Raw genomic sequence first — 14,309 nt, forward strand, 5'->3', positions numbered from 1 at the left:
GCATGATGCTGAACTGCGGGTTGTTCAGGTCGCCGCTCACCGGCAGTTCGATGGAAATCTTGCCGTCGACATCCTTGAGCAAGGCAATCGCCAGTTTCAGCGGCAGGCTCACTGCATCCGGACTGTCGACCTTTTCACCCAGTTGCAGCTGCTCGACCACCACTTTGTTTTCGGCCAGGAGCTGACCGTTGGTGATCTTGTAATGCAGATCCAGATTGAGCCGGCCCTTGCGGATGCGGTAACCGGCGAACTTGCCGGAATAAGGCGTCAGGGTCGTCAGTTCCACCCGTCTGAAACTGGTAGCGATGTCCAGACTGGCCATTGGGTCGAACGGGTTGACCGAGCCCTTGATGGTCACCGGTGCATAGCGGTCGACCTTGCCTTTGACGTCGACGTTGGCCGGTTTTACGTGGCGGCTGTCGATGGTGCCGATCTGCCCGTTCAGTTGTTGGACGGCCGTGGCGAAGTTCGGTGTCAGGCTGAAGTCGGCGAAGTTTGCCGAACCGTCATTGATGGCGATGCTGCCAATGTGGATACCCAGTGGTTTTTCGTTTCCGGCTGCCGGTTTGGCTGCGGCAGTTGTGGTCGTTGTGGTCGTTGTGGCGCCGGAGTCGGCCGGTTGCGGGATCAGCAGGTCATCGATGTTGGTGGTGCGGTCATCGTTGATCATGAAGCGGGCATAGGGCTGGAACAGATTGACCTTGTCGATCGACAGGCTGTCGCCGTGCTGATAGTTCAGGCCTTCGAGCGCCAACTGTTGCCACTTGAGGAAGTCACGGGTTTTCAGAGTGTCGAGGGTATGCAACTGATCGATCTGGGCTTTACCTGTAACACTGAACGCCAGCGGCTCGGTGCTTTTCAAGTCGACCGCCARATCACTGCCCAGCATGCCGCTACGCAGTTCGAGGCGAATGAACGGATTGATGTAGGACTGGGCGACGCGCAGGTCGATATCCCTGGTCTGCACGTTCAGTTTGGCGCTGATCGGGGCCAGATTGACCGTGCCGTCCGCCATGATCTTGCCTTGCTTGCCCACGCCCGTGTCGAGCTTGAGGTTGAAAGGGGAGCCGTTGAGGCTGTCGAAATTCTGCAGGTCCAGGTTCAGCGGGCCGAGCTCCAGCGCTACGGCGGGTTGTGCCTTGCGGTCGGCCAGGTGCACCTGATAATTACGCAGTTGCACGTCTTTGAGCAGCACCTGCCAGGGTTTGCTCGGCGCGGTCGGTTCGGGCTTCGGTGAATCGGCTGCCGCGGGTGTGCTGGTGGGTTCGGCGTTGGCTTTGGCCGCCTGTTTGGACGGCTGGCTGGCGAACAGTTTTTGCCAATCGAGTTGCCCATCGGCTTCGAGGGCTGCCCAGGTTTCCAGTTTCTGGCTGCGGATCTTGCCGACCACCACTTGCTGTTTGGCCAGATCCACGGTGGTGTCGCTGATGTCCAGTCGTTCGAGCTTCACCAGAGGTCGGCCGTCCGGCGCCTTGATGGCGAAAGGCGCGACGCTGACGACGACGTTGTCCAGCAGCAGTTCGGTGCCTTTGTTCAGATTGAGTTTGTAGTCGGTGCTCAGGTTCAGGACGCCGTTTTCCAGGACCAGTGGCACAGCATCGCGCACATAGGGCCAGAAGGACTTCATCTTGCCATCGGTGATTTTCAGCTTACCTTCAGAGGCGATCGGGCTCAGGCTGAAATTGCCGGTCCAGTCGATCTGCCCGCCGGCGGGGCCGACCGCGACCAGGGTCATGTCGGCGTTGTCGTCGGGCAGGGTACTGAGGTTCTTCAGCTCGAAATCGAGTTTGTCGTAGAGGAATTCGATGGGCTCGCTGGGCCGGGCATCTTCGAAATGCACGTAGCCGCCGGCCAGTTTGATCCGCTCCACGCGCAGCGGGAAGGGTTTGGCGTTCGGGTCGACCGGGGTCGGTTCGCTGGCGGGGATTTTGAACAGCCCGAGAAGATTGAGCTGGCCGTCCTTGCCGAAGCGTATTTCGGTCTTGGGTTTGTCCAGTTCGATATCGGACAGGTGCAGCGCCTTGGTCCACAGGCTGTCGATCTGCAAGTTGGCGTACAGGCGTTCGAAGCCCACTTGTTCCTTGCCCGGCTCGCCGATGATCAGGCCCCAAAGGGTTACTTCAAGGCTGAACGGGTTGAGTTCGATCCGCGAAATTGTCGCGGGCGTCATGGCGTAGTTGGCCAATTGCTGGTTGGCAACCCGCAACGCGATGCCCGGCAAAATCAGAAACCCCAGCAGGCTGTAAAGGGCCAGGGCTGTTAACAAGGCGCCGATAGCGCGGATCAATCCTTTGGGCATGTGTGGCTTCATCTGTCGGAATCGGAGTGCCTTGGAGTATGGCATGCGTTTGCGGTTCCGAAGCAATCACGCTTTATAGGCGTTGTCTGATAATGGGTGTGGATTTTCAGAGCTGCAGGATCAGCGTTTTCAGCGGCGGTTGTTGGTCCGTCGACGGAAAGTCGCTGCCCGGTGTCAGCGCTGTCCACTCACGCACCGGGCGTCCGGCCTTCTCTGCGCAGCGCAGCACCTGTTCGCGCCAATCGTCCATGCTGACCTTCGCCAGGTTGTTGCAGCAGATCAACACGCCATTGTCGGCAGTGGTCAGCAGCGCCGGTTTGAGCAGGCTCTGGTAATCGCGCAACAGATCGACCGTGCCGAAAGCACTCTTGGCCCAGGCCGGTGGATCGAGCAGTACCAGATCATATTGACGCGGCTCCAGGCGCTGATAGCTCGGCAGTTTTTGCCCGCGACGCTGGCTGATCGGCAGGCCGGCCAATTGACGAATCGCCGGGAAGTAATCGGACTGGATGAACTCCATGGTCGGCAATTGCGGGTTGAGCAGACCGTTTTCGCGGCCGACCGCCAGGTTGCCTTCGGCAAAGTCCAGGTTGCACACCTCGCTGGCACCACCGGCCGCAGCGCAGAGACCGACGCCACAGGTGTAGGCAAACAGGTTCAGCACACTTTTGTTTTTGCTGTGCGCCTTGACCCAGCCGCGGGCGTTGCGCAGGTCGAGAAACAGCAACGGATCCTGGCCGGCATGGCGCCCGCGAACCCGGTAGTTCAGCCCCCATTCGTGGCCGATCAAGTCTTGCAGGGCGGCCTCGTCGGCGCGGTAGACGGTGTCTTCGCGGTCGATGCGCGAGTTGCCGCGGGAGCGGTCGTTGTAGACCAGCAGGCTATCGAGGCCCAGCTGTTGATTGACGATTTCGTGCAATTGCAGCAGGGCGTCACGCTCCAGTGACTGATGAAAGCTTTGCACCAGCAGTTGCGGGCCATAGCGGTCGATGGTCAAGCCGCCGGCACCTTCCTGGCTGCCGTGGAACAGGCGATAGCAATCGGTGCCTTGCTGATGCAGCTCGGCGAGCAGGTCCTGGCGACGATCAAGGGCGGCGCACAGCGCCTGATTCAAGGAAGACATGCTGGGCGCCTTGCTGGAGGGAATTGAGGGCGCGGGAGTTTAACACTGTGGCGAGGGGGCTTGCCCCCGTTCCAGTGCGCAGCACTGGCAAAAATTCGAGGGAGCGCCAAGCTTTTTGGGCCGCTTCGCTGCCCAACGGAGGCAAGCCCCCTCGCCACAATAAGCCTCACAGCGCGGCCGGTGGCCGCGCGCAACATTATTGGTTCAGGCGTTGATCAATCAGCCCTTGCACCACGCTTGGGTCGGCGAGGGTCGAGGTGTCGCCGAGGCTGTCCAGTTCGTTGCAGGCGATCTTGCGCAGGATCCGTCGCATGATCTTGCCCGAACGGGTTTTCGGCAGGGCCGGGGCCCACTGGATCAAGTCCGGTTTGGCGAAGCTGCCGATTTCCTGGCTGACATGGGCCAGCAGTTCTTTCTTCAGATCGTCGTTGGGGTCGACGCCGTTCATGGGTGTGACGAAGGCGTAGATGCCCTGGCCTTTGATGTCATGGGGGTAACCGACCACGGCGGCCTCGGCAATGCTGTCGTGCAGCACCAGCGCGCTCTCCACTTCGGCGGTGCCGATGCGGTGCCCGGAGACGTTAATCACGTCGTCGATGCGCCCGGTGATCCAGTAATCGCCGTCCTCGTCGCGGCGTGCGCCATCGCCGGTGAAGTAGTAGCCGGGGTAGGGCTTGAAGTAGGTTTCGACCATCCGTTTCGGATCGCCGTAGACGCTGCGGATCTGCGCCGGCCAGCTGGACTTGATGGCCAGCACGCCGCTGCCGGCGCCTTTGATTTCTTTGCCGTGCTCATCGAGCAACACCGGTTGCACACCGAACATCGGTTGGGTGGCGCAACCGGGTTTGACCCGTTGGGTGCTGACCAGCGGGCTGAGCATGATGCCGCCGGTTTCGGTCTGCCACCAGGTATCGACAATCGGGCAGCGTTGCTCGCCGACTGTATTGAAGTACCACTCCCAGGCTTCCGGGTTAATCGGCTCACCGACAGTACCTAGTAAGCGCAGGCTCTCGCGGGATGTTTCCTTCAACGGCCCGGGACCTTCACGCATCAACGCGCGCAGGGCGGTCGGGGCGGTGTAGAAGATGTTGACGTGGTGCTTGTCGATCACCTGCCAGAAGCGCGAGGTGCTGGGGTAGCTCGGTACGCCTTCGAAGATCAGCGTGGTCGCGCCGTTGGCCAACGGCCCGTAGACAATGTAGCTGTGGCCGGTGACCCAGCCGACATCGGCGGTGCACCAGAAGACTTCACCGTCGCGATAGTCGAGCACGTATTTGAAGGTCATCGCCGCTTGCAGCAGGTAGCCGCCGGTGGTGTGCAGCACGCCTTTGGGTTTGCCGGTGCTGCCGGAGGTGTAGAGGATAAACAGCGGGTCTTCGGCGTCCATCGGCTCTGGCGGGCAATCGTCACCGACATCGCGCAGGGCCTGGTGATACCAGAGGTCGCGGTCTTCAACCCAATTCACCTGGTTTTGGGTGTGCTCGACCACGATCACACTGCTGACGTGCGGACAACTTTGCAGGGCCTTGTCGACGTTCTGTTTGAGCGGTACGAATTTACCGCCGCGCACGCCTTCATCGGCGGTGATTACGGTGCGGCAGTCGGCGTCGAGGATCCGGTCACGCAGTGAGTCCGGGGAGAATCCGCCGAACACCACCGAATGAATCGCGCCGATCCGCGCACAGGCGAGCATGGCGTAGGCGGCTTCAGGGATCATCGGCATGTAGATGCACACGCGGTCGCCTTTCTTCACGCCACGGCTTTTGAGCACGTTGGCCAGTCGACAGACGTTGTGATGGAGTTTTTTGTAGGTGATCTGGATGGATTCGGCGGGGTCATCGCCTTCCCAGATGATCGCGGTTTGATCGCCACGCTTTTCCAGATGACGATCGATGCAGTTGTAGCTGACGTTTAACTTTCCGCCGGCAAACCAGCTTGCGTCACCGGTTTTCAGGTCGTACCGCTGAACGGTCTGCCACGGCGTGCTCCAGTCGAGGAACCGTGTGGCCTGTTCGGCCCAGAAGGTGCTGGGGTGTTCAATGGATTCACGGTACAGGCGCTTGTAGTCGTCCTGACTCAACTGTGCAGCCCGGCGGACGGCATCGGCTTTGGGGAACGTGCTGATATCGAACATGACGGTTCCTTATTCTTGTTTTGCGACAAGAGGGGAGCTGCGCGACCCTCGCAGGAGCTGCCGAAGGCTGCGATCTTTTGATCTTGTCTTTTACAACCAGGATCAAAAGATCGCAGCCTTCGGCCGCTCCTACAGTGATAGCGCACGCCACCGATTTTGCAGTAAACCCGGTGCCGTGGAACTGTCGGTGCTGCAAGTTGAAGGGGCGGGTAAACCGCCCCTTCAGCCTATCACCCGCGGTGACGACCGCGGAAGTAGTTGATCAGGCCTTGGGTGGAAGCATCGTCGGCCGGGGTTTCTTCGCTGCCGACCAGGCGGTTATAGACGCCTTTGCCCAGCTCTTTACCCAACTCCACGCCCCACTGGTCGAAGGCATTGATGCCCCAGACCACGCTTTGCACGAAGACTTTGTGTTCGTACAACGCCACCAGTGCGCCAAGACGCCGCGGGCTGATGCGTTCGAGCACAAGGGTGTTGCTCGGACGGTTGCCCGGGATCACCTTGTGCGCAGCCAGCTTTTGCACTTCATCCTCGGCCATACCCTTGTCACGCAGTTCGGCTTCAGCCTCGGTGCGGGTCTTGCCGAGCATCAATGCCTGGCTTTGCGACAGGCAGTTGGCGTACAGCCACTGGTGGTGGTCGGACACCGGGTTGAAACTGACGATCGGCACGATGAAGTCGGCCGGGATCAGTTGGGTGCCCTGGTGCAGCAACTGGTGGTAAGCGTGCTGACCGTTGCAGCCGACGCCRCCCCAGATGACTGGGCCGGTATCGGTGGACACTGGCGTGCCGTCCTGGCGCACGCTCTTGCCGTTGGATTCCATGTCCAGCTGTTGCAAGTGCTTGGTGATGTTGCGCAGGTAGTGGTCGTACGGCAGGATCGCGTGGCTCTGCGCGCCCCAGAAGTTGCCATACCAGATGCCGAGCAATGCCAGCAATACCGGCATGTTCTGTTCGAATGGCGCGCTCTGGAAATGCTGGTCCATGGTGTATGCACCGGACAGCAGTTCCTTGAAGTTCGACATGCCGATGGCCAGGGCAATTGGCAAACCGATGGCCGACCACAGCGAGTAACGGCCGCCGACCCAGTCCCACATCGGGAAGATGTTCTCTTCACGAATACCGAACGCCACGGCCGCCGCGTTGTTGCTGGAGACGGCAATGAAGTGACGGTACAGCTCGGCTTCCGAACCGCCCTGAGCCAGGTACCAGGCGCGGGCGGCCTGGGCGTTTTTCAGGGTTTCGAGGGTGTTGAAGGATTTCGACGAGACGATGAACAGCGTGGTCTCGGCGCGCAGCTTCATGGTCAGTTCGTGGAATTCACTGCCGTCGATGTTCGCCAGGTAATGGCAACGCACGCCTTTCTGGGCGTAGGACAGCAGCGCTTCGGACACCAGTTCGGGGCCGAGGAACGAGCCACCGATGCCAATGTTCACAACGTCGGTGATCGGCTTCTCGGTGTAACCGCGCCACAGACCGTCGTGGATACGGCCCACGAGATCGGTGATCTGGTTCAGCACTTTGTGCACGTCGGGCATCACGTTGACGCCGTTGACCGACAGCTTGTCGCCCACCGGACGGCGCAGTGCGGTGTGCAGGGCCGGGCGTCCTTCGGAAGCGTTGACGATTTCGCCCGAGAACAGCGCTTTGATCGCGCCCTTGAGGTCGACTTCGTTGGCCAGGCCCACCAGCAGATTGCGGGTCTCGGCGTTGATCAGGTTCTTCGAGTAGTCGAGAAACAGGCCGCAGCTGCTGAGGGTGAATTGATTAAAACGCTGCGGATCGGCATTAAAGGCTTCGCGCATGCTGAAATCCTGCATGGCTTGGCGGTGGTCATTCAGCGCTTGCCAAGCGGGCAGAGCGGTAACGTCGTGAGGAGTGCGGTAATACGCCATCGCTGCGGTTTTCCTTTTACTTGAACGGCCTTTTGAACACTAAAAATCCCGGAGCGCTGTGGGTGGGCGTCCGGTCAACTGCGTCGACACGATTTCTGGCGCAGGGCGAATACAGTAAACCTCGCGCTGCAATCTGTCTTGACTTTGTCTGACCTGCTCCCGGTACTTTTTTAACATTTAACCAGGAGCGGTCCGACAAACGGAAAGCTGGCAGGGGGGGCGGGGCGGTCAGGCGACCTGAACCGGAATGGCATTGCTGGTGTGGCTCAGTTCGTTGCCCGGCGCCATGTAGAGCATGCGCGGCTTGAAGTTGAGCAGTTCGGCTTCGCTGTAGTGGGCGTAAGCGCAGATGATCACGCGGTCGCCGACCTTGGCCTTGTGGGCCGCGGCACCGTTGACCGAGATCATGCGCGAACCTTCTTCGCCACGAATCGCGTAGGTGGTGAAGCGTTCGCCGTTGTCGATGTTGTAGATCTGGATCTGTTCGTACTCACGGATGCCGGACAGGTCCAGCCATTCGCCGTCGATGGCGCAAGAGCCTTCGTAATCGAGTACAGCATGGGTGACTTCGGCGCGATGCAGCTTGGCCTTGAGCATGATGGCGTGCATGAGTGTTTCCCCGGGTCGGAATCGAACGGGGGGCAGTTTGCCCGAAGGCTTTGTGGGCGGCAATACAGTCTGGAAACGACGCAGATCTAATGTGGGAGCGGGCCTGTGGCGAGGGGGCTTGCCCCCGTTGGGCTGCGAAGCAGCCCCAAACAGGTTGTCGATCAACCGCGTCGTGCCGAGGAACGCCGCCACCAGAATCACCAGATCCCGATCTTGCGCTGTCGCCGGACGCAAGGTCAGCGCATGGCGAATTTCCAGGTAATCCGGACGCAGGCCAGCGGCTTCCAGTTGCTTGATCTGCTCGTTGATCAGCGTCGGGTAATCGCGCTCGCCCTGTTTGATCGCGTCGCTGATCCGGGTCAGGGTGCGATAGACCTCTGGTGCGATGGCCCGCTGTTCTTCGCTGAGGAAACCATTGCGTGACGACAACGCCAGACCGTCGGCGGCCCGTACGGTCGGTTCGCCGATGATCTGGATCGGCATGTTCAGGTCGTGCACCAGGGCGCGAATCACCGCCAGTTGCTGGAAGTCTTTCTGGCCAAAGATCGCCAGGTCCGGCTGGACCATGTTGAACAGCTTGCTGACTACCGTCGCCACCCCTTCGAAATGCCCCGGACGGCTGGCGCCGCACAGGCCTTCAGACAGTTGCGGAACGCTGACGCGGGTCTGGCCGGCCATGCCGTCGGGGTACATTTCTTCGACGGTTGGGGCAAACAGCAGATGGCAACCGGCCTGGAGCAGTTTCTCCTGATCGGCGGCCAGGGTCCGCGGGTATTTGTCGAGGTCTTCGCCGGCGCCGAATTGCAGCGGGTTGACGAAAATGCTCGCGACCACGAAATCCACCCGTTGGGTGGCTTTGGTAATCAGCGCGATATGCCCGCTGTGCAGGTTGCCCATGGTCGGCACAAAGCCGATGCGCTTGCCTTCGCTACGGGCGCGGGCCACCGCGGCCCGCAGTTCGCGTACGGTTTTTACGGTGTTCATGCAGAGAATCCGTGTTCGATGCCAGGGAAAGTCGCCGCTTTGACTTCAGTGACGTAAGCGCTCAAGGCTGCTTGAATGCTGGTTTGGTCGGTCATGAAGTTCTTCACGAACTTTGGCACGCGGCCGGTCATGGACAAGCCCAGCATGTCGTGCAGAACCAGTACCTGACCGTCGGTGCCACTGCCGGCGCCGATGCCAATCACCGGGATCTTCACCGCCTGGCTGATTTCTTCGGCCAATTCGCTCGGCACGCATTCGAGCAGCAGCATGGCCGCGCCGGCCTGTTCCAGGGAAATTGCGTCGGCACGCATCTGCCGCGCCTGGTTCTCGTTGCGGCCCTGGACTTTATAGCCGCCGAGGATGTTGACCGATTGCGGTGTCAGCCCCATGTGCGCGCACACCGGGATGCCGCGTTCGGCCAGCAGACGGATCGAGTCCGCGAGCCACAATGCCCCTTCAACCTTGACCATGTGCGCACCGGCCTGCATCAACAGGGCGCTGTTGGTCATGGTTTGTTCAATGGTGGCGTAGGCCATGAAGGGCAGGTCGGCGAGGATCAGGGCATCGGTGTTGCCGCGTTTGACGGCTGCCACGTGGTAGGCCATTTCAGCAGTGGTCACCGGCAGGGTGCTGTCGTGACCTTGCAAGACCATGCCGAGGGAGTCGCCCACCAGCAGCACTTCAACCCCGGCCTCATTGCAGGCGTGGGCGAAGGTCGCGTCATAGCAGGTCAGCATGGTGATCTTTTCACCTGTCTGCTTGAGGCTCTGGAGCGTGGTCAGGGTGATGGCTGGCATGAAAAAAATCCTCATTACAGGCGCTATGAAAACTACTGCGAGTAACGCGCGTGATTCGTCATTTATACAGGCGCACCCTCTTTCGTGGTGCTTGTAAGGCCTGGACTGCGCCCTTTAGCGCCGCGTTGGCGGCAGCGGGACGCCTATAGTCGTGAGGAGAACCCGGGAAGTCAATTGCATGTGTTACCGCATTGTTACGTGGGGGGTGTTACCGACGTTACTGATGCGATTCAGCAGATTTGCGATGGGCTTGTATCGTCAAAAGCGGCAACTCAGGCTGCCGGGAGGCGTTCCAGGCCGACGAACGGGCAGGCGGCGAGTAATTCTGCGAGGGTGCGGCCGTCAGCCAGGCGCAAATCCGCCGGTGCCAGTTCGGCCAACGGATAGAGCACAAAGGCTCGTTCCTGCAGGTGATAGTGAGGGACTTTGAGGCGCGGTTCGTCGATCAGTCGATCGCCGAACAACACGATGTCCAGATCCAGCGTGCGCGGGCCCCAGCGTTCAAGGCGCTGGCGGCCTTGTCCGTTCTCGATGGCTTGCAGGGCATCGAGCAGCTCCAGCGGCGCGAGGCGGCTGTCGAGAGCGGCGACCGCGTTGGTATAACGCGGTTGGCCGGGCAGCAGCGAGTCGCTTTGATAAAACCCGGAAACACCGACCAGTTCGGTCTGCGGCAAGCGTGCCAAGGCCTCGACAGCGCTGCGCAACTGTTCGGCAGGGTCAGCCAGATTGCTGCCCATGCCGATGTAGATGCGTTCCATGGCTTATTCGCCTGTCGTGCTCGAAGCGCCGGCAGCGCGTTTGCGTTTGGCGCCGCCACTGCGGCGACGTTTGCGCGGAGCACCGCTGCCGTCGTCCTTGCCGCTGAGTTCGCGGATCATGTCCCGACGTTCGCTGTCGTTGGCGTCCTGATAGTCGGTCCACCATTCGCCCAGGCCATCAGTCTGTTCGCCAGCGCTTTCGCGCAGCAGCAGGAAGTCGTAGCCGGCACGGAACCGCGGGTTGTCCAGCAACAGGTCGGCCCGCTTGCCGCTGCGGCGCGGCAGACGCTCCTGCATGTCCCATATCTCGCGGATCGGCATGGTGAAGCGTTTCGGAATCGCAATACGCTGGCACTGTTCGGCAATCAACTCGTGCGCCGCTTCCTGCATCGCCGGAATCGGCGGCATGCCACGTTCTTGCAAGCGCAGCACGCGGGCCGGCAGGGCAGGCCAGAGCAGGGCGGCGAACAGGAACGCCGGGGTGACCGGTTTGTTCTGCTTGATCCGCAAGTCCGTGTTGATCAGTGCTTCACTGATCAGCGTGTGGGTGTACGTCGGGTTGTATTCCAGCGCCTCGGCACTGGCCGGGAACAGCGGATCGAACAACTGCAGGTCGACCAGCATCTCGAAGGTGTCCGCGGCGTGGCCGGAGAGGAACAGCTTGAGCACTTCTTCGAACAGACGGGCTGATGGAATCTCGCGCAGCATCGGTGCCAGATCGCGGATCGGCAGGGCGCTGTGCTTCTCGATACCGAAATTCAGCTTGGCGGCGAAACGCACGGCCCGCAGCATCCGAACCGGGTCCTCCTGGTAGCGCTGCTTCGGATCGCCGATCAGGCGGATCAGGTGATTGCGGATGTCGTGTACGCCATTGGCGTAGTCGAGAATGCGCTCGCTGACCGGATCGTAATACAAGGCGTTGATGGTGAAGTCGCGGCGTTGCGCGTCTTCTTCCAGGGTGCCGTAGACGTTATCGCGCAGGATGCGCCCGCTTTCGTTGCGGGAAGACTGGTTGCTGTCTTCGTCCTCGTCGTTTTGCGGGTGATTGGCGCGGAAGGTCGCGACTTCGATGATTTCGCGGCCAAAGTGGATATGCACCAGTTTGAAGCGACGACCGATGATCCGCGCGTTGCGGAATTCGGCCCGTACCTGTTCAGGGGTGGCACTGGTGGCGACGTCGAAATCTTTCGGCGTGATGCCGAGCAGCATGTCACGCACACAGCCGCCGACCAGGTAAGCCTGGTAACCGGCGTTCTGCAAGCGTTCGACGATGTTGACCGCGTAACGGCTGAATTGCGCCTTTTGCAGCGAATGTTGGCCGCTATTGAGCACTTCAGGCGTGCTGCGGATGTGTTGCGTACGACGCAGGGGAGAACGGAATGACTGGAACAGCTTCTTCAGCATGGGATGCACTGTTTGAAGGAATGTTCGGCCATAACGAAGAATGACCGCATGATGGGCCGGGATTCTAGCATTTAGTCGGGGGATGGTGTAGGAAGCTGCGCAAGCGCTTGAAGGGAGATGTCTTGAGGGGCGGTTTTGTAGCAGCTGCCGAGCCTGCGTTCGGCGGCGAAGCCGTCGTAAAACCAGAAATTGCGGTGTGTCAGTAGGAACCGGTTGCCCGTATTAGCGACTGCTGCGCAGTCGAACGCAGCCTCGCACTGCTCGGCAGCTGCTACAAGGCAGAGAATGCCAAACGCCAGAAACCACAAGGGGAGCCGAAGCTCCCCCAGAAGTAGTTGCGTGCTCTATTTTTATTATTGGTTTCGGGCTTCTTGTTTTTGTTGAGCGCCCTCGCCATGAAGTTTTCCTTCATGACCCTCCCAATCGGGAGCCAAGAGCAAACGGATTGCTTTGGTCGCTGTGTTGCTATGATCGTGTGATCCAACCAGTTCAGGCACTGCCTAGGGACAGTTTTTTATTATTCTCGGCCTGGTTGCGGGGCAAGCCCCAAATGCAACGCCTCTCCAAAAGAATCAGTTAGCTACGCCTCTCGCCGTCTTGTTTTTATTGTGCGTGAGTCGATTCGTCTTATTTTTATTGTCTTGTGCATTACTTGTTATTGTTCTTGTACTGAACATATAGCAGGGTGCGTGCCAACTTTTGTGAGGCCCAGTAAAACAAGGGGTTAGGCGGGCTAATGGTGTTTTTCGAGGCCAAAAAAAACCGGGGCTTCGTTACCGTAAGCCCCGGCTTCTGTTACGTGAAAAAGCTGAGGTAACAGTTTTTCCACAATGTCACGTGTTACCCGCGCATCTGACAGGCGCGGTTCAGCTCTCGCTGGCCACCCCGGTTTTGCGCCGCGGGATGCCCAGGCGCTGACGGCGTTCCCACAAGCATTTGCGACTGACCCCGAGCTTGCGGGCCAGTTCGGTTTCGGTCATGTGATCCTGATGCTCGAGCACGAAGTGCTGGAAGTAGTCTTCCAGGGACAGATCTTCGGTCGGTTCGTGGCTGGTGTTACCGGCGCTGTTGCCCTGCTGGGGCGCGAGGCCGATGAAATCGTCGTCTTCCAGATCGCTGAGTTCGATGTCGATGCCCAGCAGCTCGGCGGAAATCTCCGGGCTCTCGCACAGAATCACCGCGCGCTCGACCGCGTTTTCCAGTTCGCGAACGTTACCCGGCCAGGAGTAATGCCGAATTGCTTGCTCGGCATCCAGGGCGAATTTCAGATCGGTGCGGTTGACCCGCGCGCTCTGCCGCGCCAGGAAGGCATTGGCAATTTCATTGACGTCCGCACCGCGCTCGCGCAGGGCCGGCAGTTTCAGGGCGATCACGTGGAGGCGGTAATACAAGTCTTCACGGAACTGGCCGATCTTCGCCAGGCTCTTGAGGTCCCGGTGGGTCGCGGCGATCAGGCGTACATCGACCTTCTGCGACTGGACCGAGCCAACCCGGCGGATTTCACCTTCCTGCAATACGCGTAACAGGCGGGCCTGGGCTTCCAGTGGCAATTCACCGATTTCATCGAGGAACAAGGTGCCGCCGTCAGCCGCTTCCACCAACCCGGCACGCCCGGCGCTGGCGCCGGTAAACGCGCCTTTCTCGTGGCCGAACAGTTCGGACTCGATCAGGCTTTCCGGGATGGCTGCGCAGTTCACCGAAATCATCGGCGCCTTGGCGCGTTTGGACAGGTTGTGCAGGGCACGTGCTACCAGTTCTTTACCGGTACCGGACTCGCCCTGGATCAGGACATTGGAATCGGTCGGCGCGACTTTACGGATTTTGCTGTACAGGTCCTGCATCGGCGGGCAAGAGCCGATGATGCCGATTTCGCCGTTGCTGTTGTCGACACCACTTTTTGCTGCGGCGCCATTGGACGCTTTGCCGACAACCGGCTCACCGCTGGCTTGCGCCGATTGCCGGTCACGCAGGATTCGCGCGACGGCCTGGAGCATCTCGTCGTGATCGAAAGGCTTGGCGATGTAGTCCACCGCGCCCATTTTCATGGAGTCGACGGCCGAACGCAGGCTGGCGTAACTGGTCATGATCAGCACCGGAGTGCCCAGGCCGAGTTTGATCAACTCGGTACCCGGCGCGCCCGGCAGGCGCAGGTCACTGACGATCAGGTCAAACGTGGGAATGCTGAAACGCTCTTGTGCTTCCTGCACGGATCCGGCTTCGCTGACCTGGTACTGGTTACGTTCCAGCAGACGGCGCAAGGCGGAGCGGATAATTGTTTCGTCTTCGACGATCAAAATGTGCGGCAT

The 14,309-nt window shown here is 60.2% G+C and carries 9 protein-coding genes and 1 pseudogene; all 10 read right to left on the reverse strand.

Annotation, left to right across the window (positions count from 1 at the left end; genetic code table 11):
- On the reverse strand, positions 1 to 2,344 hold a 2,344-nt coding region (locus AC1DIS_RS24955), incomplete at its 3' end, for a DUF748 domain-containing protein (protein ID WP_477781144.1).
- 61 nt (positions 2,345 to 2,405) lie between these two features.
- Entirely contained in the window at positions 2,406 to 3,422 is a 1,017-nt protein-coding gene (locus AC1DIS_RS24960) for a class I SAM-dependent rRNA methyltransferase (protein WP_064620380.1), read from the reverse strand.
- A gap of 196 nt (positions 3,423 to 3,618) precedes the next feature.
- The gene (acs, locus tag AC1DIS_RS24965; protein ID WP_477743886.1) at positions 3,619 to 5,556 is read right to left on the reverse strand and encodes an acetate--CoA ligase; all 1,938 of its coding nucleotides are present in this window, start codon (positions 5,554 to 5,556) and stop codon (positions 3,619 to 3,621) included.
- 230 nt (positions 5,557 to 5,786) lie between these two features.
- Positions 5,787 to 7,451, reverse strand: a complete 1,665-nt coding sequence (gene pgi / locus AC1DIS_RS24970) for a glucose-6-phosphate isomerase (RefSeq protein WP_064620373.1) — start codon at positions 7,449 to 7,451, stop codon at positions 5,787 to 5,789.
- Between the two features lie 228 nt (positions 7,452 to 7,679).
- Positions 7,680 to 8,060 carry an aspartate 1-decarboxylase gene (gene panD / locus AC1DIS_RS24975; protein ID WP_008153310.1) on the reverse strand — a complete coding sequence of 127 codons (381 nt, stop codon included), beginning with the start codon at positions 8,058 to 8,060 and terminating at the stop codon, positions 7,680 to 7,682.
- A 150-nt stretch (positions 8,061 to 8,210) separates the two neighbouring features.
- Positions 8,211 to 9,044: pseudogene (gene panC / locus AC1DIS_RS24980) on the reverse strand (pantoate--beta-alanine ligase); the annotation flags it as partial.
- Positions 9,041 to 9,841: a 3-methyl-2-oxobutanoate hydroxymethyltransferase gene (gene panB / locus AC1DIS_RS24985; RefSeq protein WP_018930198.1), complete on the reverse strand. Its 801-nt coding sequence runs from the start codon at positions 9,839 to 9,841 to the stop codon at positions 9,041 to 9,043. The gene panB and the pseudogene panC, both read right to left, overlap by 4 nt.
- A 272-nt stretch (positions 9,842 to 10,113) precedes the next feature.
- Complete coding sequence (folK, locus tag AC1DIS_RS24990) at positions 10,114 to 10,599, reverse strand: 2-amino-4-hydroxy-6-hydroxymethyldihydropteridine diphosphokinase (protein WP_019650997.1); 486 nt, start codon at positions 10,597 to 10,599, stop codon at positions 10,114 to 10,116.
- A 3-nt stretch (positions 10,600 to 10,602) separates the two neighbouring features.
- Positions 10,603 to 12,003, reverse strand: a complete 1,401-nt coding sequence (locus AC1DIS_RS24995; protein WP_018930200.1) for a polynucleotide adenylyltransferase PcnB — start codon at positions 12,001 to 12,003, stop codon at positions 10,603 to 10,605.
- 866 nt (positions 12,004 to 12,869) lie between these two features.
- Positions 12,870 to 14,309: a sigma-54-dependent transcriptional regulator gene (locus AC1DIS_RS25000; protein ID WP_018930202.1), complete on the reverse strand. Its 1,440-nt coding sequence runs from the start codon at positions 14,307 to 14,309 to the stop codon at positions 12,870 to 12,872.

Source organism: Pseudomonas sp. 05N433 (assembly GCF_056396925.1).

Coding starts and splice junctions, on each gene's coding strand:
- panD (WP_008153310.1), bottom strand. CDS start 8,060: ATGCACGCCATCATGCTCAAGGCCAAGCTGCATCGCGCCGAAGTCACC.
- AC1DIS_RS24995 (WP_018930200.1), bottom strand. CDS start 12,003: ATGCTGAAGAAGCTGTTCCAGTCATTCCGTTCTCCCCTGCGTCGTACG.
- AC1DIS_RS25000 (WP_018930202.1), bottom strand. CDS start 14,309: ATGCCGCACATTTTGATCGTCGAAGACGAAACAATTATCCGCTCCGCC.
- folK (WP_019650997.1), bottom strand. CDS start 10,599: ATGGAACGCATCTACATCGGCATGGGCAGCAATCTGGCTGACCCTGCC.
- acs (WP_477743886.1), bottom strand. CDS start 5,556: ATGTTCGATATCAGCACGTTCCCCAAAGCCGATGCCGTCCGCCGGGCT.
- AC1DIS_RS24960 (WP_064620380.1), bottom strand. CDS start 3,422: ATGTCTTCCTTGAATCAGGCGCTGTGCGCCGCCCTTGATCGTCGCCAG.
- panB (WP_018930198.1), bottom strand. CDS start 9,841: ATGCCAGCCATCACCCTGACCACGCTCCAGAGCCTCAAGCAGACAGGT.